The organism is Marinobacter xiaoshiensis (assembly GCF_031631795.1).
In the GTDB taxonomy this organism is placed as follows: Bacteria; Pseudomonadota; Gammaproteobacteria; order Pseudomonadales; family Oleiphilaceae; genus Marinobacter; species Marinobacter xiaoshiensis.
In genome coordinates this window covers 338,646-359,143 of record NZ_JAVMBO010000018.1, presented here as the reverse complement: position 1 = coordinate 359,143, position 20,498 = coordinate 338,646, and the positions used below count along the sequence as shown (strand labels likewise).

Annotated in this window: 17 protein-coding genes; 12 read left to right on the top strand and 5 right to left on the bottom strand. The window is 54.3% G+C overall.

Going from position 1 to position 20,498, the window contains the following annotated elements; translation table 11 throughout:
- Nucleotides 1-21: 21 nt before the first annotated feature.
- The 5 genes from thrC (at nt 22) to ung (ending at nt 7,001) form a co-directional block, all read left to right on the top strand.
- Complete coding sequence (gene thrC / locus RKA07_RS17045; RefSeq protein WP_200201915.1) at nt 22-1,422, top strand: threonine synthase; 1,401 nt, start codon at nt 22-24, stop codon at nt 1,420-1,422.
- A gap of 6 nt (nt 1,423-1,428) precedes the next feature.
- On the top strand, nt 1,429-3,162 hold the full coding sequence (recJ, locus tag RKA07_RS17040; RefSeq protein ID WP_200201914.1) for a single-stranded-DNA-specific exonuclease RecJ: 1,734 nt from the start codon (nt 1,429-1,431) through the stop codon (nt 3,160-3,162).
- A 428-nt stretch (nt 3,163-3,590) separates the two neighbouring features.
- Nucleotides 3,591-4,686, top strand: a protein-coding gene (gene prfB / locus RKA07_RS17035; protein ID WP_200201913.1) for a peptide chain release factor 2 whose coding sequence is annotated in 2 segments (ribosomal slippage) — nt 3,591-3,662 and nt 3,664-4,686 — 1,095 coding nt in all. Because the reading frame shifts where the segments join, the coding sequence is not laid out codon by codon here.
- A gap of 54 nt (nt 4,687-4,740) precedes the next feature.
- Nucleotides 4,741-6,273 (top strand): lysine--tRNA ligase, encoded by a 1,533-nt coding sequence (gene lysS / locus RKA07_RS17030; protein ID WP_200201912.1) that lies wholly within the window; start codon nt 4,741-4,743, stop codon nt 6,271-6,273.
- A 2-nt stretch (nt 6,274-6,275) separates the two neighbouring features.
- The gene (gene ung, locus RKA07_RS17025) at nt 6,276-7,001 is read left to right on the top strand and encodes a uracil-DNA glycosylase (protein ID WP_310966906.1); all 726 of its coding nucleotides are present in this window, start codon (nt 6,276-6,278) and stop codon (nt 6,999-7,001) included.
- Here the strand turns inward: ung and RKA07_RS17020 are convergent.
- From RKA07_RS17020 to nadB, 5 genes are all read right to left on the bottom strand, one after another.
- Entirely contained in the window at nt 6,995-7,828 is an 834-nt protein-coding gene (locus tag RKA07_RS17020; RefSeq protein ID WP_200201910.1) for an HDOD domain-containing protein, read from the bottom strand. The two genes, ung and RKA07_RS17020, sit on opposite strands and share 7 nt — an antisense overlap.
- 118 nt (nt 7,829-7,946) lie before the next feature.
- A complete protein-coding gene (ygfZ, locus tag RKA07_RS17015; RefSeq protein ID WP_200370142.1) occupies nt 7,947-8,957 on the bottom strand; it encodes a CAF17-like 4Fe-4S cluster assembly/insertion protein YgfZ in 1,011 nt (336 codons plus the stop codon).
- Nucleotides 8,958-8,978: 21 nt separating this feature from the next.
- On the bottom strand, nt 8,979-9,458 hold the full coding sequence (locus tag RKA07_RS17010; RefSeq protein WP_227714808.1) for a hypothetical protein: 480 nt from the start codon (nt 9,456-9,458) through the stop codon (nt 8,979-8,981).
- Nucleotides 9,424-9,690, bottom strand: a complete 267-nt coding sequence (locus RKA07_RS17005) for an FAD assembly factor SdhE (RefSeq protein ID WP_200201908.1) — start codon at nt 9,688-9,690, stop codon at nt 9,424-9,426. Before RKA07_RS17005 ends, RKA07_RS17010 begins: the two co-directional genes overlap by 35 nt.
- Before the next feature lie 23 nt (nt 9,691-9,713).
- Nucleotides 9,714-11,318 carry an L-aspartate oxidase gene (gene nadB, locus RKA07_RS17000; protein ID WP_200202113.1) on the bottom strand — a complete coding sequence of 535 codons (1,605 nt, stop codon included), beginning with the start codon at nt 11,316-11,318 and terminating at the stop codon, nt 9,714-9,716.
- A gap of 203 nt (nt 11,319-11,521) precedes the next feature.
- Here nadB and rpoE point away from each other — a divergent pair, with 203 nt between their 5' ends.
- The 7 genes from rpoE to lepA all read left to right on the top strand — a co-directional run bounded on the left by rpoE (nt 11,522) and on the right by lepA (nt 20,497).
- Nucleotides 11,522-12,136 (top strand): RNA polymerase sigma factor RpoE, encoded by a 615-nt coding sequence (gene rpoE, locus RKA07_RS16995; protein WP_227714839.1) that lies wholly within the window; start codon nt 11,522-11,524, stop codon nt 12,134-12,136.
- A 15-nt stretch (nt 12,137-12,151) separates the two neighbouring features.
- Complete coding sequence (locus RKA07_RS16990) at nt 12,152-12,724, top strand: sigma-E factor negative regulatory protein (protein WP_200201906.1); 573 nt, start codon at nt 12,152-12,154, stop codon at nt 12,722-12,724.
- Nucleotides 12,725-12,745: 21 nt separating this feature from the next.
- On the top strand, nt 12,746-13,777 hold the full coding sequence (locus RKA07_RS16985; protein ID WP_200201905.1) for a MucB/RseB C-terminal domain-containing protein: 1,032 nt from the start codon (nt 12,746-12,748) through the stop codon (nt 13,775-13,777).
- Nucleotides 13,774-14,241: a SoxR reducing system RseC family protein gene (locus RKA07_RS16980; RefSeq protein WP_200201904.1), complete on the top strand. Its 468-nt coding sequence runs from the start codon at nt 13,774-13,776 to the stop codon at nt 14,239-14,241. The genes RKA07_RS16985 and RKA07_RS16980 overlap by 4 nt, the downstream gene beginning before the upstream one ends.
- Before the next feature lie 93 nt (nt 14,242-14,334).
- Nucleotides 14,335-15,735 carry a DegQ family serine endoprotease gene (locus RKA07_RS16975; protein ID WP_265091897.1) on the top strand — a complete coding sequence of 467 codons (1,401 nt, stop codon included), beginning with the start codon at nt 14,335-14,337 and terminating at the stop codon, nt 15,733-15,735.
- A gap of 127 nt (nt 15,736-15,862) precedes the next feature.
- On the top strand, nt 15,863-18,589 hold the full coding sequence (locus RKA07_RS16970) for a bifunctional diguanylate cyclase/phosphodiesterase (RefSeq protein ID WP_310966905.1): 2,727 nt from the start codon (nt 15,863-15,865) through the stop codon (nt 18,587-18,589).
- Nucleotides 18,590-18,694: 105 nt separating this feature from the next.
- Nucleotides 18,695-20,497 carry a translation elongation factor 4 gene (gene lepA / locus RKA07_RS16965; protein WP_200201901.1) on the top strand — a complete coding sequence of 601 codons (1,803 nt, stop codon included), beginning with the start codon at nt 18,695-18,697 and terminating at the stop codon, nt 20,495-20,497.
- Nucleotide 20,498: the final 1 nt, after the last annotated feature.

Sequence of the window (20,498 nt, the reverse complement as noted above, 5' to 3'; positions counted from 1 at the left end):
CCCTAACCAACAGGTACTCACGTGAGATACATCAGTACGCGGGGAGAAGCACCCGCACTGGGCTTTGAAGATGTCCTGCTAACAGGATTGGCTCCCGATGGCGGGCTGTACGTGCCGGAATCACTTCCGCACTTTAGTCTGGAAGAAATCCGTAGTTGGCGGGGGCTTCCCTACACCCAGCTCGCATTCAACATTATGTATCCGTTTGTGGAAGAGGCCATTCCTGAGGCCGATTTCCGACACATGTTGGATGAAACCTACGCGGCGTTTGCCCATAAGGCGGTTGCCCCGCTGGTGCAGCTTGATACCAACGAGTGGGTAATGGAGTTGTTCCGCGGGCCAACCTTGGCATTCAAGGATTTCGCACTTCAATTGCTGGGCCGCTTGCTGGACTACGTACTGGAAAAGCGTCAGGAACACGCCGTGATTATGGGCGCGACCTCCGGCGATACCGGGTCTGCCGCTATTGAAGGTTGCCGCCACTGCGAGCACGTGGATATCTTTATCCTGCACCCATACCAGCGAGTGTCGGAAGTGCAGCGCCGTCAGATGACAACGGTCCTGGGTGACAACGTTCACAATATTGCCATCAAGGGCAATTTTGATGACTGTCAGCGCATGGTGAAAGAGAGCTTCGGCGACCAGTCTTTCCTTGGTGGCAAGGCCAGGTTGGCCGCGGTTAACTCTATCAACTGGGCCCGGATCATGGCTCAGATTGTCTATTACTTCCATGCATCCCTGGCCCTTGGTGGTCCGGATCGCAGCATGGCGTTTTCTGTGCCTACCGGAAACTTCGGCGATATCTTCGCCGGCTATCTTGCGAAGAAAATGGGCCTGCCGATTTCGCAGTTGGTTATTGCTACCAACCGAAATGACATTCTCCATCGCTTCATGAGTGGCAATAAATACGAACAGCACCAGCTTGAGCACACGCTGTCGCCAAGTATGGATATTATGGTGTCCAGCAACTTTGAGCGCTTGCTGTTTGATCTTCATGGTCGCGATGGGTTGGCAGTGAAAGAGCTGCTGGAAAACGCATCCAAAGGCCCTGTCAGCATCGAAGACTACCGCTGGAAGCAGGCTCGCAAGCTGTTCGATAGCGCCGCGGTTGATGATAAGGCTACGTGCGCCACCATTCGTGAAGTGTACGAACAGAATGAATATCTTCTGGACCCACACACCGCCATTGGCGTACGCGCAGCCAGAACCTGTCGTCGGGATGTTGAGATACCAATGATTACCCTTGGTACTGCCCACCCGGCCAAGTTCCCGGATGCCATTACTGAATCCGGTCTAACGGTTAAGCCTGAACTGCCTGCCCATATGGCCGATCTGTTTGAGCGGGAAGAGCGCTACACGGTGCTTGATAATGACCGCGCTGGCGTGCAGGATTTCATAGCAAAACACTGGAAGAATGCCTGATACGGTATGACACCAAAAAAGATCCTGCGTCGCCCCCAGCCGGACAATACTCCAGGCTGGGGGCAAGATCTCCCTCCCATACTCCGCCGTTTGTACTCTGCCCGGGGTGTAACCTCCGATGCGCAGCTAAGCTATACCCTTAAACATCTGGCCTCACCTTTTGAGTTGCGTGGTATTGATCGAGCAGTTGAACTGTTGGCAGATGCCATTGCGCAGAACCAGCGAGTACTTGTGCTCGGGGATTTTGATGCCGACGGCGCCACCAGCACTGCTGTCGCCATGCTTGGCCTTTCCATGCTTGGACTACAGAGCATAGATTTCCGGGTGCCCAGTCGCTTTTCCGACGGTTACGGCCTGACTCCGGGGATTATTGAGCGACTAAGGGAAGAAGGCGAGCTGCCAGATCTTCTGGTGACGGTCGATAACGGAATCTCTGCTGTTGAAGGGGTAAGTGCGGCCAGGAGACTGGGCATCAAGGTGGTGGTTACGGATCACCACCTTGCAGGTGAAACGCTTCCGGATGCAGACGCTATTGTTAACCCCAACCAGCCTGGATGTGCTTTTCTGAGTAAAAACGCTGCTGGTGTGGGCGTGATGTTCTACGTTCTCACTGCTCTGCGCAAAAAACTTCGGGATGCTGGCCGCTTGCCGCAGCCTGAACCCAATCTGGGTTCTTTGTTGGATTTGGTTGCCTTGGGCACTGTGGCCGACGTTGTGCCGTTGGATCATAACAACCGTATCTTTGTAGAGCAGGGTTTGCGCCGAATCCGTCAGGGTGAAGCTCGTCCGGGAATTCTTGCCTTGCTGGAAGTAGCAGGCCGTGAGCACGGGAACATCAGTTCAACCGATTTGGGATTTGTAGTTGGCCCGCGTTTGAATGCTGCGGGCCGGCTGGATGATATGAGCGTTGGCATAGCTTGCCTGTTGGCTGACAACCCGGATGAAGCACGGCGACTTGCCCGTGAGCTGGACACCTTCAACCGGGAAAGGCGCACCATTGAAAAGGATATGAAGACTCAGGCGCAGGACCTGCTTGCCTCCATGTCGCTGGATCTGGAAGGACTACCCTGGGGACTGGCGCTGTTTGATCAGGACTGGCATCAGGGTGTGATAGGCATTCTTGCTGCAAGGATTCGGGAGCAGACTCACCGACCGACGATTGCCTTCGCTCCGGACGAAAATGGCGTGGATATAAAGGGTTCTGCCCGTTCAATCCCGGGGCTGCATATCCGTGATGTGCTGGCGGTAGTGGATGCCCGCCATCCCGGAGTGATGCACAAGTACGGCGGCCACGCTATGGCAGCGGGCATGACTCTGGCTCGACGCGATCTGGATGCGTTTTCTGAGGCCTTTGACCGGGCTGTGCGGGATACCTTGACTGCAGCAGATCTTGAAGCGGCCATTACTACTGATGGGCCATTGAGTGCTGATGAGTTATCGCTTGAAACCGCAGCCCTGCTGAAGCGCGCCGGCCCTTGGGGGCAGCATTTCCCGGAGCCTTTGTTTGATGGTGAATTCCGGGTGGTTAGCCAGCGTATTGTTGGCGAAAATCATTTGAAGCTGGTTTTGCAGCCGGTGGACGGCAGCGGGATTATTGACGGTATTGCGTTCAATACCGGGCCGGAGGTGCCTGATTACACTCGCACCGGGGCTCGGGTGGTTTATAAGCCGGATTCGAATACGTTTCGTGGGCGGACTAATTTGCAGCTTTTGGTGGATTATCTGGAGCCGCTTTCTTAGCTTTGCCTGGCTTCTGGTGGCTGGTCACGGGGCGGGTACGCTTTTCTTCTGGAAAAACAACTCGCTGCGCTCAGACATCTTTTTCCGGCAGAAAAGCGTACCCGCCCCCTGACCGATCAGACTTTAAAGATATCTCGGTTGCTTGCTCAGGTTGGGCGAATTTAATCGACTAACTAGTAGGGTTGAGGCTGTATTTGCAGCAGACTTACTCCAAACAACGGGCGCTGGTCGGGAACGGCTTGCCGGGAGTGTCGAAAACATGGATGTTTTCGTCAAGCGTACAGGGACGTATTAACAGCGCCTCCCGGCAAGCCGTTCCTGATCAGCGCAGCCACCAGAGTATAGGCAACGGCTGATTTACCGCTGGAATTCCGGTAGAATCCCGCGTCTGTTTTACGCATCATTTTCCAACATTGAGTATTGGTCTTATGGAAGTTAATCCCATTGTGACGAAGATTAAAGAGCTTCGTGAGCGTACTGAGACGCTCAGGGGGTATCTTTGACTACGATCAGCGTAGTGAGCGGCTGGTCGAAGTAGAACGTGAATTGGAAATGCCCACGGTGTGGGATGATCCTGAGCGCGCCCAGGCGTTGGGCAAGGAGCGTTCTGATCTTGATTTGATTGTTAGCACCATCGATAACCTCACATCCGGCCTTTCTGATGCAGAAGGCCTGCTGGAAATGGCTGTTGAGGAAGATGATGCCGACACGGTCGATGAGATTGTGTCGGATCTTGAAGCTCTGGAAGCCGAGCTTGAGAAGCTTGAATTCCGCCGGATGTTTTCCGGTGAGATGGACCCAAACAACGCCTATCTGGAAATTCAGGCAGGGTCGGGCGGAACTGAGGCTCAGGACTGGGCTAATATGCTTCTGCGCATGTACCTGCGCTGGGCTGAGAGCCGGGGGTTCAAGACAGAAATTGTGGAGCTTCAGGAAGGTGAAGTAGCGGGCGTGAAGAGTGCCACGGTTCATATTCAAGGTGAGTATGCCTTTGGTTGGGCCCGAACAGAAACTGGTGTTCACCGCCTGGTTCGCAAGTCGCCTTTTGACTCTGGTAACCGTCGCCATACATCGTTTTCATCGGTGGTTGTTACCCCCGAAGTGGATGACAGTTTCGAGATTGAGATCAACCCGGCAGATCTGCGGGTAGATGTTTACCGTGCCTCTGGCGCAGGTGGTCAGCACGTTAACCGCACAGAATCTGCGGTACGTTTGACCCACAACCCGACCGGTATTGTTGTTGCCTGTCAGGCCGGCCGAAGCCAGCATCAGAACAAAGATCAGGCGATGAAACAGCTCAAAGCCAAGCTGTATGAGCATGAGATGCAGGCGCGTAACGCTGAGAAACAGAAAGCTGAAGATGCCAAATCCGATATTGGATGGGGCAGCCAGATTCGTTCCTACGTGCTGGACGACGGCCGCATCAAGGATTTGCGTACCAAAATTGAAACCAGCAACACCCAGTCGGTGTTGGATGGTGATATTGATAAGTTCATTGAAGCCAGCCTGAAGATGGCGCTGTAATCAGCGCCATTGCCAAGCCAACTCCGGACACCCCTGATTTTCTAGTGAGCCAACATGACTGAACACGCCAAGAATGCACCCCAAGAGGACAACAAGCTGATTGCTGAGCGTCGCGCCAAGTTGGCCGAACTGCGTGAAAGTGGCAATCCGTTCCCTAACGACTTCCGTCGTGATGCCACCGCTGCTGAGTTGCAGGCTAAATACGGTGATCATGGCAAGGAAGAGCTTGAGTCACTGGATATCAAGGTTGCGATTGCAGGCCGCATGATGCTGGACCGCAAGGCATTCAAGGTGGTTCAGGACATGACTGGTCGTATCCAGATCTACGCCACCAAGGATGTGCAGAAAGACACCAAGCATTGGGACCTGGGGGATATTGTCGGTGTGCGGGGAACCTTGTGTAAATCAGGTAAAGGCGATCTCTATGTGGCTATGGATGAGTATGTATTGCTCACCAAGTCTCTGCGTCCGCTGCCCGAGAAACATAAAGGGCTGACCGATACTGAATCACGCTACCGCCACCGTTATGTGGATTTGATGGTTAACGAAGACAGTCGCCGGGTGTTCCTGGCGCGCTCGAAAATCATCACTTCCATGCGCCAGTTTTTCGCAGATCGGGATTTCATTGAAGTTGAAACGCCCATGCTGCAGGTGATTCCCGGTGGGGCAACTGCGCGCCCGTTCGTTACCCATCACAACGCACTGGGTATGGATATGTATCTGCGCATTGCGCCGGAGCTGTACCTTAAACGCCTGGTTGTAGGCGGATTTGAGCGGGTATTCGAGATCAACCGAAACTTTCGGAACGAAGGGCTTTCTACCCGCCATAACCCCGAATTTACCATGGTCGAGTTCTATCAGGCGTATGCGGATTACAACGATCTGATGGATCTTACCGAGGACATGCTACGCACGATCGCGCAGAATGTTTTGGGTACCACCACTGTCGTGAATACACGCATGTTGGCCGACGGCACCGAAGAGCGTATCGAGTACGATTTTGGTAAGTCCTTTGAGCGTCTGACCGTAGTTGATGCAATCCTGCGTTATGCGCCTGATGTAACTGCCGAGCAGTTGGCGGATGAGACGTCTGCTCGTCAGGTGGCAAAAGATCTGGGCATCCATGTGAAATCCGGCTGGGGCCTGGGCAGGATTCAAATCGAAATTTTTGAAGCAACGGCAGAGCATCGCCTGATGCAACCAACGTTCATTACCGAGTACCCGAAGGAAGTGTCACCGCTGGCCCGCAGCAAGGATAGTAATCCATTTGTGACCGAGCGCTTCGAGTTCTTTGTGGGTGGACGTGAAATTGCCAATGGTTTCTCCGAGCTTAACGATGCGGAAGACCAGGCTGAGCGCTTCAGGGCGCAGGTTGCCGAGAAAGATGCCGGCGACGATGAGGCCATGTTCTACGATGAAGATTACGTGATGGCACTGGAGTACGGCCTGCCGCCAACAGCGGGCGAGGGCATTGGCATTGACCGCCTGGCCATGCTGCTGACCAATTCGCCGTCCATTCGCGACGTAATCCTGTTCCCGGCCATGCGCCCTGAGCACAAGGCCGAGAACTCGAAAGACGAGGAGTAATCATGCACCCGGTTGAGGCACTGGCAAACACTCTCAGGCCCGACCGGGGCTGGAAAGAACATCTCTCAGGTGAATTCTGCCAGCCCTACATGAAGGCGCTGGCAGAATTTCTCGCCGAAGAAGAAAGTGCCGGAAAGGTCCTCTTCCCGGACAGCAAACACTGTTTTAATGCCCTTAACAGCACGCCTCTGGGTAATGTGCGTGTTGTGATTCTTGGGCAAGACCCCTACCACGGCCCCGGCCAGGCGCACGGCCTGTGCTTTTCTGTAAGGCCAGACGTTCCGCCGCCGCCCTCACTTGTTAACATTTTTAAGGAAATCGAGAGTGATTTGGGCATTGTTCCGCCTGATCACGGCTGTCTGCAGCCATGGGCAGAACAGGGCGTATTGCTGCTGAACAGCGTGCTCACAGTCGTGCAAGGCCAGGCAGGCGCCCATCAAGGCAAAGGTTGGGAGACGTTTACTGATCGTGTGATCGAAACGGTGAATCGTAAAGGCGATGGGGTCGTGTTTTTGCTCTGGGGTAACTATGCCAGAAAGAAAGGGCGGCACATTGATCGTAGTCGGCATTTGGTGCTTGAAGGGCCGCACCCGTCACCACTCAGTTCGTATCGTGGATTCTTTGGTTGCAAGCATTTCTCCCGGGCCAATGAATGGCTCCGGGAGCAAGGACATGCGCCAGTATGTTGGGCGCTACCTTCGAAAGCAGATCTGGATGCCGATTATTGAAGCAGCGCCATTGCGGCTTCCATTTGAGCATTAAGATCTTCTTCTTCGTTCATATCAATGTTCGGGTCAAGGCCGAGGCGGTCAAATGCTGAAATGGCAGTCCAGTCCATCTGTGCCCAAGGGTGCTCTGTCCCTGAAATCAGCTGCAAGTTAGCGATCATAACCAGATCGGCGTAGTCGGCTGAGGGGACCTCCCTCTTGAATTTGGCGAATTCCAGAGGAACGTTCAACAGGTCCTTGGGGAAGTCCCACTTTTTCAGGATGGCAGTGCCGATTCTGGGGTGCAGTTCTTCAATAACGCTGTCGAGCATGGCGCCGCTGATTTGTATGTCTTCATCTTCCACGTAACGCAAGATAGGTAACACGCCAATCAGGTGAACCAGGCCTGCCAACGTTGCCTGATCCGGTTTCAGTTTGGTGTAGTGCTGGGCCAGTACGTGGCAAATGCCTGCTACTTCGGTACTCGCTTGCCAGGTTGCGCGCAAGCGCTTGTCGATCATCTCTGAGGTTGCCTGGAACATTTGCTGCATCGCCAAGCCCATGGCCAGGCTGCTGGTGTAAGCCATGCCCAGACGGCTAACAGCCATGTTCAGGTTCTCTATAGCTCGATTGCCCCGGAAGAGAGGGCTGTTACACACACGGATGATGCGTGCAGACAGAGCAGTGTCGTTGCTGATGACCTTTACCAGATCTGCGATGGCGGAGTCTTCAGACTCGGCAATATCCCTTACCTGAAGTGCGGCTTCCGGTAATGTTGGGAGTAGGAGTTTGTCTTCTTCGATCGCGGTTATAAGATCCGCTTTGATGGTTTCGGCAATGTTCGACATGATTTCGTATGGATCCGCTTGTCAGTTCAGGTCGCCCATTATCCTGTGAGATGAGCAATCTGAAGGCCAGAAGTATAGTCCCTATTTATAGCAAATTCTGACAGCCTTGCCTGTCAACTTATGTATCCTTTGGTTCACTTCCCTCACGCTCGGTAACCGAGTAGGGCAGTGGCTGCTGCTCCAGCACTGCCTGTGGCAAACCTTCTGCTAACAGGACTGCGTTAGCGGCGTCATGCCGAATAACCGCAAGTAGTTCGCAAGAGCCGTCAGTGAAGCCCACTGCGTTGACGATTTCCCCTACTGACCGATCGCCCGCCATGATTGAGGCTCCCGGCACAGGTAGCGAGTTGGCATCCGCAATACGAAAGCGGAACAGGCTTTTTTTAAGTTGTCCGAGAAAGTGCATTCTGGCGATAATTTCCTGGCCGGTATAACAGCCTTTCTTGAAATGCACGCCACCCAGATGCTGCCAGTTAAGCATCTGCGGCACGTAGGCGTCGCTGGATGCCTTGCTCAGCATGGGCACGCCTGCTGCAATCTCCGAGGCTTGCCAGTCAGAGAGGTTTTTTTCAGGAATGTCGCCCAGTTGCACATCACTTGCACTGGCTTGCCACAGTTCAAAACGAGGTAGGCCGTCTGCTGTGTTTTCTGTGCGAATCAGAAACCCACAATCCAGCATAAGGGTATCCCCGGCAGTCTCAAGGCTGTTCAGCTCATCTCTTGCAAGGCCTGATGCTGCCTCAATGCCCAGTAGCCCGATGATCCTTCCGTCAGTGAGCGCGGTCATGGTGGTTCCACGAAACAGCATCATGTATTTTTTCAGGTGAGTCATGATTGCTTCTGCCAGCTCGGAAGGCAGGTCCATGAGCACGTCATCACCATCGCGCACCAGACGGGTCAGGCAGTATGCCCGGCCCTTGGGTGTGGCGCCTGCAGCGCGGGGTGAAGTACCGGTTTTGACGTCATCAAGGTTCTGGCTTAACTGGCCCTGCAAGAACTTGTCAGTGCCTGGACCGGAGATGCGAACCAGGACTCGGTTGGTCAGCTGGATGTGGCCCGACGTTGGAAGTGGGCGTTCGGCAGAAGCATAAACAGGCGTGGCTGAAACAGGTGTTTCTGTACCAGTCATGGAAAAACTCCGGGCAGAATGCTAATCAAAGGATTGTTGAGTGCGGCCCAGTCTGAGCCACAGTCTCAGGCGTCGAAATTGTTCTTCGGGCAGATTACCGGAAACCCGTTGGCCCGAGAGTATCACAACCGGATATGAAGTAGATCTGGAGGCGACAGCGTGCAGTTTCAAGAGCGCCATCCGGGAGTTCAGGCGGCTAGAACGGCAGGCGCTAACAGCTGCGGTTTGCCCGTTGCCGAGTCGTGCGTAGAGCGTGTTTTTTTCCAGGTACAACCCGAGAACTGCAGAAGGACCAATAAGCAGCCCGTTGAGTCGGTATTGGAAGAGGGCACCCGCAAGGGTAAGTGGCGCTAGCGCGTACAGCCAGCTTTTACCGGCAGCAGCGGCAATGAGTACGAAAGCGCTGGCTGTTAGCCATGGCGTGGCGGCCAGGCAACCAACCGCCACACTGGGTGACAGCGTCAGGTCAATCCGGCTGGACACGGGCGAGAATGATGTCAACGATACGCTGCAGATCTGCGTCATCTGGGCGGCTGCGTTGCATAAACCACTCAAACATGTCCGCGTCTTCGCAGCTCAGGAGCTTTTTGTAGCGCTCCTGGTCTTCCGCGTCCAGGCCAAGGTAGGCTTCTTCCAGGAACGGGATAAGCAGGACATCCAGTTCCAGCATGCCACGGCGGCTATGCCACCAGAGACGTTTGAAATCCGGGTTTTCTGCTTGGGTGTCTTGCATAATTGCTCTCTTGGTCGCTGCCCTTACGGCGAAGGGGTTCTGTAAGTGGTTGGTACGAGTACGGTATCACGGGCTTCGTGTAGTAGTCCCGGGTAATCCAGCGTGTAGTGCAGGCCTCGGCTCTCTTTGCGTTGCAACGCTGAGCAGATAATCAGATCGGACACGGTTACCAGGTTCCTCAATTCCAGAAGGTCGTTGGTTACCCGGTAGTTGCTGTAGAACTCGCTGATTTCTGCAGAAAGAAGATCAACCCGGTGTTTTGCCCGCTGCAGGCGTTTGCTGGTGCGCACAATGCCAACGTAGTCCCACATGAAGTGCCGCAGTTCGTCCCAGTTGTGGGAGATAACAACGTCTTCGTCGGAATCGCGTACCTGGCTTTCGTCCCATGCCGGGGCGTCCGGTGGGGGCGGAATATCTGCCTCCCTGCGCGCAATATCGGCTGCGGCAGCTCGCCCATAGACCAGACATTCCAGCAACGAGTTACTGGCCATACGGTTGGCGCCATGAAGTCCGGTAAACCCGGCTTCACCCACCACATAAAGCTGGTTGATATCGGTTCTTGCCCGCACATCACTGACAATACCGCCACAGGTGTAATGTGCTGCTGGCACCACTGGGATTGGATCGCGTGTGATGTCGATACCAAATTCAAGGCACTTCTCGTAGATAGTCGGGAAGTGATGCCGGATGAAGTCGTCAGGCTTGTGGCTTATGTCGAGATACAGGTGGTCGGCACCCAGTCGCTTCATTTCATGGTCAATGGCGCGGGCCACTATGTCTCGGGGCGCCAGCTCTCCACGCTTGTCGAAGCGATCCATAAAGCGGGAGCCGTCAGGCAGTTTCAGTAATCCACCTTCGCCTCTCACGGCTTCGGTAATCAGGAATGACTTGGCGTGAGGATGGTACAGGCAGGTCGGGTGGAACTGGTTAAACTCCATGTTCGCGACACGACAGCCTGCACGCCAGGCCATGGCAATGCCATCCCCGGAGGCGCCGTCAGGGTTGGTGGTGTATCGGTACGCCTTGGATGCGCCGCCGGTTGCGATCACCGTGAAGCGCGCCCGGAACAGTTCCACGTGGTTGTCTTCAAGGTTCAGTATGTAGGCGCCAACACAGCGGTTGCCGGGTAGGGCCAGCTTGCGATTGGTAATCAGATCTACCGCAACACGTCCGGACTTCAGCTCAATGTTGGATCGGGCCTGTGCCTGGGAGGTCAAAGTTGTCGATACCGCGTACCCAGTGGCATCGGCAGCATGGATTATGCGCCTGTGGCTATGCCCGCCTTCCCGGGTGAGGTGGAGTTGGGCGTCTGTATCCCGTGTGAAATCAACCCCGGTGCCAATAAGCCAATCTATGCTTTCTTTGCTGTTATCAACCGTAAAGCGCACGGCATCTTCGTTACAAAGACCTCCGCCGGCCACGAGTGTGTCCTGCACATGGTTTTCGGTACAGTCCTGGTCGTCCAGAACGGCGGCAATGCCGCCCTGGGCCCAGAGGGTGGCGCCGCTGCTGATGTCTGCCTTGCTCACAACACACACCTTCAGGTGTTCCGGCAGATTTAAGGCAACGGTCAGGCCGGCAGCGCCGCTGCCAATAATAAGAACATCGTATTCGTGGGACTGTGGCATCGGGTCGTTGTCGCGGGCCATAATGTAGACGTGTATTGAACTAAACTTTACGCTTGCTGTCTATTTGGCCTAACGGATAACAGGCTTAGCAGGCAGGGTTGTCCTTTTCTTGAAACGGGCGCCGGATAGAGCGTATGAATCACCAGAAACTCGTATCGGCCGAAATACTGGCCATGAAACCGGAGCGTACCGGCACATCGACCATGGCCCAAAATGATCAAAAACAGGCTGAGCCGTCAGATCGCCAGACCGATTTGCAACTTGTTCGCAAAGTTCGGGGCGGGGATCGTGCAGCCTTTGACTTGTTGGTAGTTAAATACCAGTCAAGGGTGGCTTCTATCATCAGCCGTTATGTATACGACAGCCAAGAGGTCATGGACCTTACCCAAGAGGCGTTCATCAAGGCCTACCGTGCCATTGACCGTTTCCGTGGCGACAGTGCTTTTTATACCTGGCTGTATCGTATTGCGGTGAACACCGCGAAAAACCATCTTGAATCTCGTAATCGAAGGCCTCAGGGCAGCGCTGACTCAGCGGAAGCCGAGAACTTTGATGATGGACGGCGGTTGCGTGACATCGCTTCGCCCGAGCGCTTGCTTCAGCGAGAGCAGTTGCAGAAAGAGCTGAGTAACGCCATAGCCAATCTGCCAGAGGAGCTGCGATCAGCGTTCCTGTTGCGGGAGTATGACGGTCTCAGTTATGAAGACATCGCGGGGATTCTGGAGTGCCCTATCGGGACTGTGCGCTCGCGTATTTTTCGGGCCAGGGATGCTGTTGACAAGCATTTGGGGCCTATGCTCAATCATTCGGTGACGTAATTGAAGGTGCATCCTATGGATGATCGTCTCAGAGAAACGCTGTCGGCCATGATGGACGATGAAGCCGATGAACTGTCGGTTCGGCGTCTGTTGTCCCATGAAAATCAGGCCGATGTTCGCGCCCAGTGGCAGCGGTGGCAGGGTGTGCATGATCTGATGCACCGGGGGCGCTCCCCGGCTGAGGGCGTTGATGTCAGTGCTGCAGTGCGTGAAGCGCTCGATGGGCGTGCCAGGCCGCAAAATCCTGCCGCAGCGCGGCACCGAGAGCCGCAGCGATTCTGGCAGTGGCCAGCAGCCGCGGCCATGGTTGCCGCTGCTTTGCTGGTTGGTTTTGGTGCGGGCACAGGCTGGGACTCCGATGCGGTTTCTTCCGGTACGCTGGCGTCTGCCCCTGCCACGGAAGCATCTGCAAATGAATCGCCCGCCAATGCCGGGCCAGTTCAGGAGGTTGCCTTGCAGGGGCTTGATGAGAAACAGTGGGAGCACATGAGTCGCTATCTGTTGGAGCACGCCCAGCACAATAGTGTAGGTGCAGGGCAGGGCTCAGTGGGCTATGCCCGCCTTGTCAGCGCAAGTGGCGGCTATTGATAGCAAGTGATGAAGGTGTCCATGAGCAAAGCCCGTTATTTTGGCCTGAGTTTAACTGATCTGACAGCGCAGAGCCTCCTCGCCCTTGTCTTGGCAGTGATGATGCCGGCGTACTCATTTGCCGGGGATAAAACGGCGGCTGACTGGCTTGAACAGTTGGGGCCCGCCCTCAATATGACTTCTTACCGCGGTGTGTTTGTGTATGCCCGGGGTGCCAACGTCCATTCCATGCAGATTGCCCACCGTTATCACAATGGCATTGTGGAGGAACGGCTGGTTTTGCAGGATGGAGGCACTGGTGAAATCGTGCGCCGGGATATGAAAGTCGTCTGTGTACTCCCGGAACAGGGTAAGGTGCAACTGGATCAGATCATACCTTCCGGCCCTTTTGCTGAGGCCTTTACAAACCAGCTGATTCCCGTAAACCGGTGGTACACTGCCGAGCTGAAAGGTGAGGATCGAGTTGCCGGTTATGAGGTGGTAACTGTGGCGTTAACGGCTAACGATAAACACAGATACAGTCACAGCCTTTGGCTGGAAAAATCGACAGGACTTCTGGTAAAAAGCCACGTACGCACGGCAAAAGGTGAAGTGCTGGAACACTTCCAGTTCACCAGCCTGGAGATCACCGAGGATATTTCTGACAGCGAATTTGAGATCCGCTCCAAAGGGCGAGAGATCTCCCGCACCCTCAGTGGTTCAGGCTCGGAGGGAGAGGTTTCTAAAGTGCCGCGTATGCATGGGTGGCACCTGGGTTGGCGGCCAGAAGGGTTTGAACCGGCTGCTGCGCCAGGGTCCGGCAAAGGTCAGGCAGTTGCATTTTCGGATGGGTTGGCAGCATTCTCGGTCTTTGTTGAACCTGCCGGCAGGATCAGTATGCCTACAGGGGCCTCGCGTATCGGAGCAACAACCGTTTATATGCGTCAGTTGGAAAGCGGTAACAAAATGTTTTTAGTGACTGTGGTAGGTGAGTTGCCTCCCGCCTCTGCGCGTCAGGTTGCTGAGTCAGTGCGGATTGATGAGACGTTTGTGCTGGGTGTAGCAAAGCCGTGATTACCGAGACTGGCAAAGTGGTAGCTGTTTCAGGTGAACACGCCTGGGTTCAGACCATTCGCATCAGTGCCTGCCAAAGCTGTTCGGCACGCAACGGGTGTGGGCAGAAGTTACTGGCTTCAGCGACTGGCGGGCGTGCCAATCAGGTTCGGGTTGTTAATTCTGTGAATGCCTGTGTTGGCCAGGACGTTACGCTCGGTATTGAGGAAAGTGCACTCCTGGGAGCATCGATGCTGGTGTATGCGCTACCGTTACTGCTTATGGTGGTTGCCAGTGTGGTTGGGCATCAGGTGTCCGGAGGCAATGATTTTGTTTCTATGGTCGGCGCGGCCGCTGGCCTTGCATCAGGCTTTTTTATAAGCCGGAAATTACAACACCGGAAATCCGGTGGTTATGAACCCAGGCTGCTTCGGGTTAACCGTATCCCGGCCGGAGCGGTTTCACATACAGACTCGCTAACATGACTTACAGGGGACCCTGATATGCTGAGAACTACACCAGCAGTTACCTGGCTTTCCCCGGCATCACTCACTCAGAGGGTGCCGGCTTCTGTGCTGATGATGTTGCTGGCCTTTGTGCTGGTGGTCTGGAGTCAGTCAGGTGCAGCGCGGAGCTTGCCAGACTTTACCGAGCTTGTTGAAGAAAATGCAGACGCAGTCGTCAATATAAGCACCACCAGTACTCCTGCAGCGGGCGGCACACGCTTTCACGGGTTGCCTTTTGATGAGCGTCAGTTCGATCAGTTGCCCGAGTTTTTTCAGGAGTTCTTCCGTGGCCCGCAATCGCCGTTTGGTGGTGCGCCGGGTGGTTCACAGCCAAGCCGCTCTATGGGGTCCGGGTTCATTGTATCTGCTGACGGGTACGTGCTGACCAATAATCACGTGGTTGAAGGGGCTGATGAGATTATCGTCCGGCTCAATGACCGTCGTGAGTTGCCAGCAACACTGGTTGGCACAGATCCCCGCTCGGATATGGCAGTTTTAAAGATCGAGAATGGGGATGACTTGCCCGTTGTAAAAACAGGGCGGTCCAAGGATCTCAGAGTGGGGGAGTGGGTGTTTGCAATAGGCTCACCGTTTGGCTTTGACTACACGGTCACGGCTGGCATTGTCAGTGCGCTCGGGCGCTCACTGCCGTCAGAAAACTATGTGCCTTTTATTCAAACAGATGTTGCTATTAATCCAGGCAACTCTGGCGGCCCGCTGTTCAATATGGATGGTGAGGTTATTGGTATCAACTCACAAATTTACACGCGTTCGGGCGGCTTTATGGGGGTTTCATTTGCCATCCCCATAGATGATGCCATGAGTGTATTTCGTCAGATACGTGATAGCGGTGTGGTATCCCGTGGCTGGCTCGGCGTGTTGATTCAGGAAGTTAATCGCGACCTGGCTGAGTCGTTTGGTCTCAAGCGCCCAAGGGGTGCCTTGATTGCAGAGGTGATGTCAGGTTCACCGGCCGAAGCTGGTGGTTTGCAGTCCGGTGATATTGTTCTTGAGTACGATGGTGAAGATATTCATTTGTCGTCTGATTTGCCACCAAGGGTGGGGCGCACCCCGGTAGGAGAATCAGCGCGGCTGACCGTTCTTCGCGGTGGGAAAGAAATCACCCTGAATGTGGAGATCGGCCAGTTACCGGACGAGCGTGGCGCTCAGCAAGCGAGCCCCTCGGGCAGTAATTCATCTGCGGCGCCACTGGGGCTCACCGTTGAACCATTACCATCAGAGCTGGCGGACTCTATAGGTGTGTCGGGCGGCGTTATTGTAACAGGCGTTGGCAGAGGTCCGGCTTACAATGCAGGTATTCGCGCCCGGGATGTGATTACCGAAATCAACAGAAAAGCTGTGTCATCGGTTGATGACTTCCGTAAGGTTGTCAGAACCTTGCCGGAAGGGCGGGCGGTCTCAGTTCGAGTGGTGCGTCAGGGGCGAGCAATCTATCTGGTAATGAAGCCCTGATCTGACTGGTCGCATATAATGGCGTTAAGCCTCCTGGCCTGATGTTATAAACGACAGGTCAGGAGGCTTTTGTTATACTGCTTCGCGGTAATAATAAGAACGGCCACGGAATGGACCAGGTCAGATTATGATGAACAGAAAGGATCTCCCCCTCCTGCAACTTCTGAAACTCCGTAACGCCTGGCTTGCCTGGTTGCTTCTGCTTGTGGCGATCGCTGTCACTATTGCGTCCTGGCAGTTTTCGATCCGCTTGGTTGAAGATCGTACAGAAGCCAGATTCCGAACCCAGTCACTGCAATTGAAAACTGCAATTGAAGAGCGCCTGATCAACTACGAGCAGGTCCTGGCCGGTAGTGCAGGCCTCTTTGCTGTTGCAGGCAATGTCTCCCGTGATCAGTGGCAGGAATATGTTCACAATGTCGATATAAATCGCTACTACCCGGGTATTCAGGGCATAGGGTTTGTTGAACGCATTGAAGTGCGGGATATGGCAGATCACATTGCTTCGGTGCGCGCAGAGGGTGTTCATAATTATTTGGTGAAGCCTTTGGGGGTCGGGCCTTTTTACTACCCTATGGTATACCTCGAGCCGGGAACCGTCAGTAATCGCAGGGCGCTAGGCTACGACGCCTTCAGTGACCCGGTTCACCGCAAAGCCATGGAGCAGTCCCGCGACAATGCCATTCCAACGGTAACGGGCAAGGTGGTTCTGATTCAGGAGGAAATGGAAGAAGGGCAGGCCAGTTTCCTCATGTATTACCCGGTTTATCAAGGCGGGGAGGTGCCTGAAATACGCGCTGAGCGACGTATGATGCTGGCGGGCTTTGTGTTCAGTGCCTTCCGTATGAATAACCTTCTTGATGGCATCGTTGGCCTTATCTCGCCGTTTCTTGATGTTCGTATCTACGACAATGCCATCGCTGCCCGTGAAAACCTCATGTACGGCTCAAACCTTGGCTCTCTGGACGACCAGTTCAGTTTCGACATGAGCCAGACCGTAAGCCACGGTGGGCGCGAGTGGCTGCTGCAAACCCGGTCTACTCCTGCATTCGATTATCTGGCCTCTGATCCGCGCCCGTCCATAGTGCTGGGCAGCGGCATTGCAATAAGCCTGCTGCTGTTCATCGTCGCTTTGGTGTTGATCCGTTCCCGTCTTATGGCGCAGATCAGTGAAGGGCGTTACCGGGCAATTACAGAGGGCGCCGCCAACGTAACTCTGGTTATGGACGAAGCAGGCAAGCCCCTTTATGCCAGCCCCTCCAGCTTTGATATTCTCGGGTTTAATCCCGGCGAAATACAGGCGCTTGCACTGGAAAACCTTGTTCATGAAGACGACTGGGCTCAACTGAAACAGGGGTTTGAAGACGCAGTTAAGGCCCCGGGCAAGCAGATGCCGGTTATCCGTGCGCGTATCTACGATGCAGAACACAACTGGCGCGACATGGAAGGCACTTACACTGCAATGTTGACGGTGCCGGGCGTGGATGGTGTGGTTCTTAGCTTGCGTGATCTTACCCAGCTGAAAGCTGCACAGACTGAGCTGCACCGGTTGGCATTTTACGACCCGCTCACCGGGCTGGCCAACCGACAGTTATTTCGTGACCGTTTGAATAGTGTAGTGCAACGAAGCCGTCGCAGTGGCGAGCCCGCCGCCCTTATGTTCCTGGACCTTGATGGCTTCAAACGCATCAATGATACGCTCGGCCATGATGCGGGTGACGAACTCTTGAGTCAGGTGGCAACCTGGCTTGAGGGCTGTGTGCGAGAAGAGGATTCTGTTGCAAGGCTTGGTGGTGATGAATTTGTGGTGTTGTTGTCGCAGATCAGTGGCGCCGAGGCGGCCGGCAAGGTTGCTGAAACCATTCTGCGCAGGCTGTGCCAACGGATTCGCCTGAACGACCATGAGGTGGGAATTACTGTCAGTATTGGCGTGACTATGATCCCCCATGACAGTGAAGACCCGGGAACCCTGATGAAGTTTGCGGATTTGGCCATGTACCGCGCCAAAGAAATGGGCCGTAACACCTACCAGTTCTTCACCCCCGCTATGAATATAAAGGCCGCCCGCCGCTTGTTGCAGCAGGAAGAGTTGGCCAGTGCACTTGAAGAAGAACGATTTGTTCTGCACTACCAACCGAAGATAGACCTGTCCACGGAGCGGGTAATTGGTGTTGAGGCCTTCCTGCGCTGGCATCATCCGGAAAAAGGCTTGGTATCTGCGCAGCAGTTTATCGGGCTGGCAGAGGAAACCGGCCTGATTGTGAGGTTGGGTGAGATGGCCCTGCGTCAGGCCTGTATTCAGGTTCAAGCGTTGGAACGTGCGGGTTTTGAGGACCTGAAAATGGCGGTTAATCTTTCCGTGAGGCAGGTAACGGATTCGCGCTTCCTTGATATGGTTCGGCAGGTGATTACAGAGACGGGCGTATCCCCTGAGAAGCTTGAGCTCGAAATGCCTGTTGAACTGTTGAATGAGGACTCGCGGGCGGTGCGTGAGCTGCTGGTGTCACTCAATGATCTTGGTGTGTGCCTGATTCTGGATGATTTTGGGGCAGGTTCCTGCTCCCTGGTTGCCTTGCAGCAGTTACCCCTTGATGTTATCAAAATTGATCACCGCTTTATTCGCGATATTCCGTACAATGTAAGCGCAACCGACGTGGCCTCTGCGGTTATTGCGCTTGCACACAAGCTTCATCTTACTGTGGTTGCTGAAGGTGTGGAAACACCGCAGCAGCTGAGTTTCCTGAAATCTGCCGGGTGTACCCAGTGCCAGGGCAATCTGTTCAGTTACCCGCTGGATGAGGATGCTTTGATTGGTTTCCTTGTGCGGCAGTATGAACGGCCGGTTATTTCCTGATCATGGCAATAGCGGCCGGTTACCGGTAAAATCACGCCGGTCCCGGATCCTGATAATGGCCTCTCCGGGCTCAATCCTTCGTCTTTTTATGAGTATTCATTGTCTGTGACTGAACTGAGCCGAATCCGTAACTTCTCCATTATTGCCCACATTGACCATGGCAAATCTACCCTTGCTGACCGTTTTATCCAGATATGCGGTGGTTTGACCCAAAGGGAAATGGCCGAACAAGTATTGGACTCCATGGATCTGGAGCGGGAGCGGGGCATCACTATCAAGGCCCAGAGCGTTACGCTGCACTATACGGCCCGGGATGGCGAAATTTATAAACTGAACCTTATCGACACACCGGGGCACGTGGATTTTTCCTACGAAGTGTCGCGCTCACTGTATGCCTGTGAAGGCGCGTTGCTGGTTGTGGATGCGGGGCAGGGCGTTGAAGCCCAGTCGGTCGCTAACTGCTATACAGCCATTGAGCAGGGCCTGGAAGTCGTTCCGGTTCTGAACAAGATGGACCTGCCTCAGGCGGAGCCGGAGCGGGTTGCGGCAGAAATAGAAGACATTATCGGTATCGATGCAACCGACGCGGTGCGCTGCTCTGCCAAGAGTGGGATGGGCGTTGAAGATGTTCTTGAAGACCTGATCAAGAAAATTCCGCCACCGCAGGGTGACCGTTCCGCGCCCCTGCAAGCGCTGATTATCGATTCCTGGTTCGACAACTATCTGGGTGTTGTTTCTCTTGTCCGGGTAACTCAGGGCGTTTTGAGAAAAGGTGACAAGATTGTCCTCAAGTCGACGGGCAAAGCCTGGAATGCCGATAAGGTAGGGATTTTCAAACCCAAGCCCCACGACACCAACATACTGGAAGCTGGCGAAGTTGGCTTTGTGGTTGCCGGTATCAAGGATATTCACGGTGCGCCGGTTGGCGACACCATCGTGCACCACAAATTTGCTGAAGAAACTCCAATGCTGCCGGGGTTCAAGAAGGTTCAGCCTCAAGTATACGCTGGCCTGTTCCCGGTGAGTGCGGATGATTACAACGACTTCCGTGATGCACTGGAGAAGCTCACCCTGAATGACGCTTCACTATTCTACGAGCCAGAAAGCTCTGACGCTCTCGGCTTTGGCTTCCGCTGTGGTTTCCTTGGCATGCTGCACATGGAGATCATTCAGGAACGGCTGGAACGTGAATACGATATTAACCTGATCACAACCGCGCCTACGGTTATATACGAAGTGCTGACCAAGCAGGGCGAGACCCTGACCGTGGATAGCCCCTCAAAGTTGCCGGATACCGGCTCGATTGAGGAAATGCGCGAGCCTATCGTCGAAGCGAATATTCTGGTGCCCCAGGAGCATCTGGGCAACGTTATAGCGCTCTGTGAAGAGAAGCGTGGTGTTCAGAAAAACATGCACTTTACGACCAATCAGGTGCAGCTGACATACGAGCTGCCCATGGCTGAAGTAGTGCTCGATTTCTTTGATCGCATCAAATCTGCCAGCCGTGGTTTTGCTTCTCTGGACTACCACTTTGTGCGCTTTCAGCCGGCGAATCTGGTGCGTCTGGATGTTCTCATAAATGGTGATCGGGTAGATGCTCTGGCGCTGATTGTTCACAAAGATCAGTCCCACTATAAGGGGCGTCAGCTCATTGAGAAGATGAAAGAACTGATTCCCCGTCAGATGTTCGATATAGCCATTCAGGCAGCTATCGGTAATCAGGTGGTATCCAGAGTCAGCGTTAAGGCGCTACGGAAAAACGTAACTGCAAAATGTTACGGCGGCGATGTCAGCCGAAAGAAAAAGCTGCTCCAGAAGCAGAAGGAAGGTAAAAAACGCATGAAGCAGGTAGGTAATGTTGAAGTACCTCAGGAAGCGTTCCTTGCCGTATTGAAAGTCGATAATTAGA

Excerpts from the sequence above, each read along its gene's own strand:
- recJ (WP_200201914.1), top strand. The coding sequence starts at position 1,429 with ATGACACCAAAAAAGATCCTGCGTCGCCCCCAGCCGGACAATACTCCA.
- lysS (WP_200201912.1), top strand. The coding sequence starts at position 4,741 with ATGACTGAACACGCCAAGAATGCACCCCAAGAGGACAACAAGCTGATT.
- ung (WP_310966906.1), top strand. The coding sequence starts at position 6,276 with ATGCACCCGGTTGAGGCACTGGCAAACACTCTCAGGCCCGACCGGGGC.
- RKA07_RS17020 (WP_200201910.1), bottom strand. The coding sequence starts at position 7,828 with ATGTCGAACATTGCCGAAACCATCAAAGCGGATCTTATAACCGCGATC.
- ygfZ (WP_200370142.1), bottom strand. The coding sequence starts at position 8,957 with ATGACTGGTACAGAAACACCTGTTTCAGCCACGCCTGTTTATGCTTCT.
- RKA07_RS17005 (WP_200201908.1), bottom strand. The coding sequence starts at position 9,690 with ATGCAAGACACCCAAGCAGAAAACCCGGATTTCAAACGTCTCTGGTGG.
- nadB (WP_200202113.1), bottom strand. The coding sequence starts at position 11,318 with ATGCCACAGTCCCACGAATACGATGTTCTTATTATTGGCAGCGGCGCT.
- rpoE (WP_227714839.1), top strand. The coding sequence starts at position 11,522 with ATGGCCCAAAATGATCAAAAACAGGCTGAGCCGTCAGATCGCCAGACC.
- RKA07_RS16990 (WP_200201906.1), top strand. The coding sequence starts at position 12,152 with ATGGATGATCGTCTCAGAGAAACGCTGTCGGCCATGATGGACGATGAA.
- RKA07_RS16985 (WP_200201905.1), top strand. The coding sequence starts at position 12,746 with ATGAGCAAAGCCCGTTATTTTGGCCTGAGTTTAACTGATCTGACAGCG.
- RKA07_RS16975 (WP_265091897.1), top strand. The coding sequence starts at position 14,335 with ATGATGTTGCTGGCCTTTGTGCTGGTGGTCTGGAGTCAGTCAGGTGCA.
- RKA07_RS16970 (WP_310966905.1), top strand. The coding sequence starts at position 15,863 with ATGATGAACAGAAAGGATCTCCCCCTCCTGCAACTTCTGAAACTCCGT.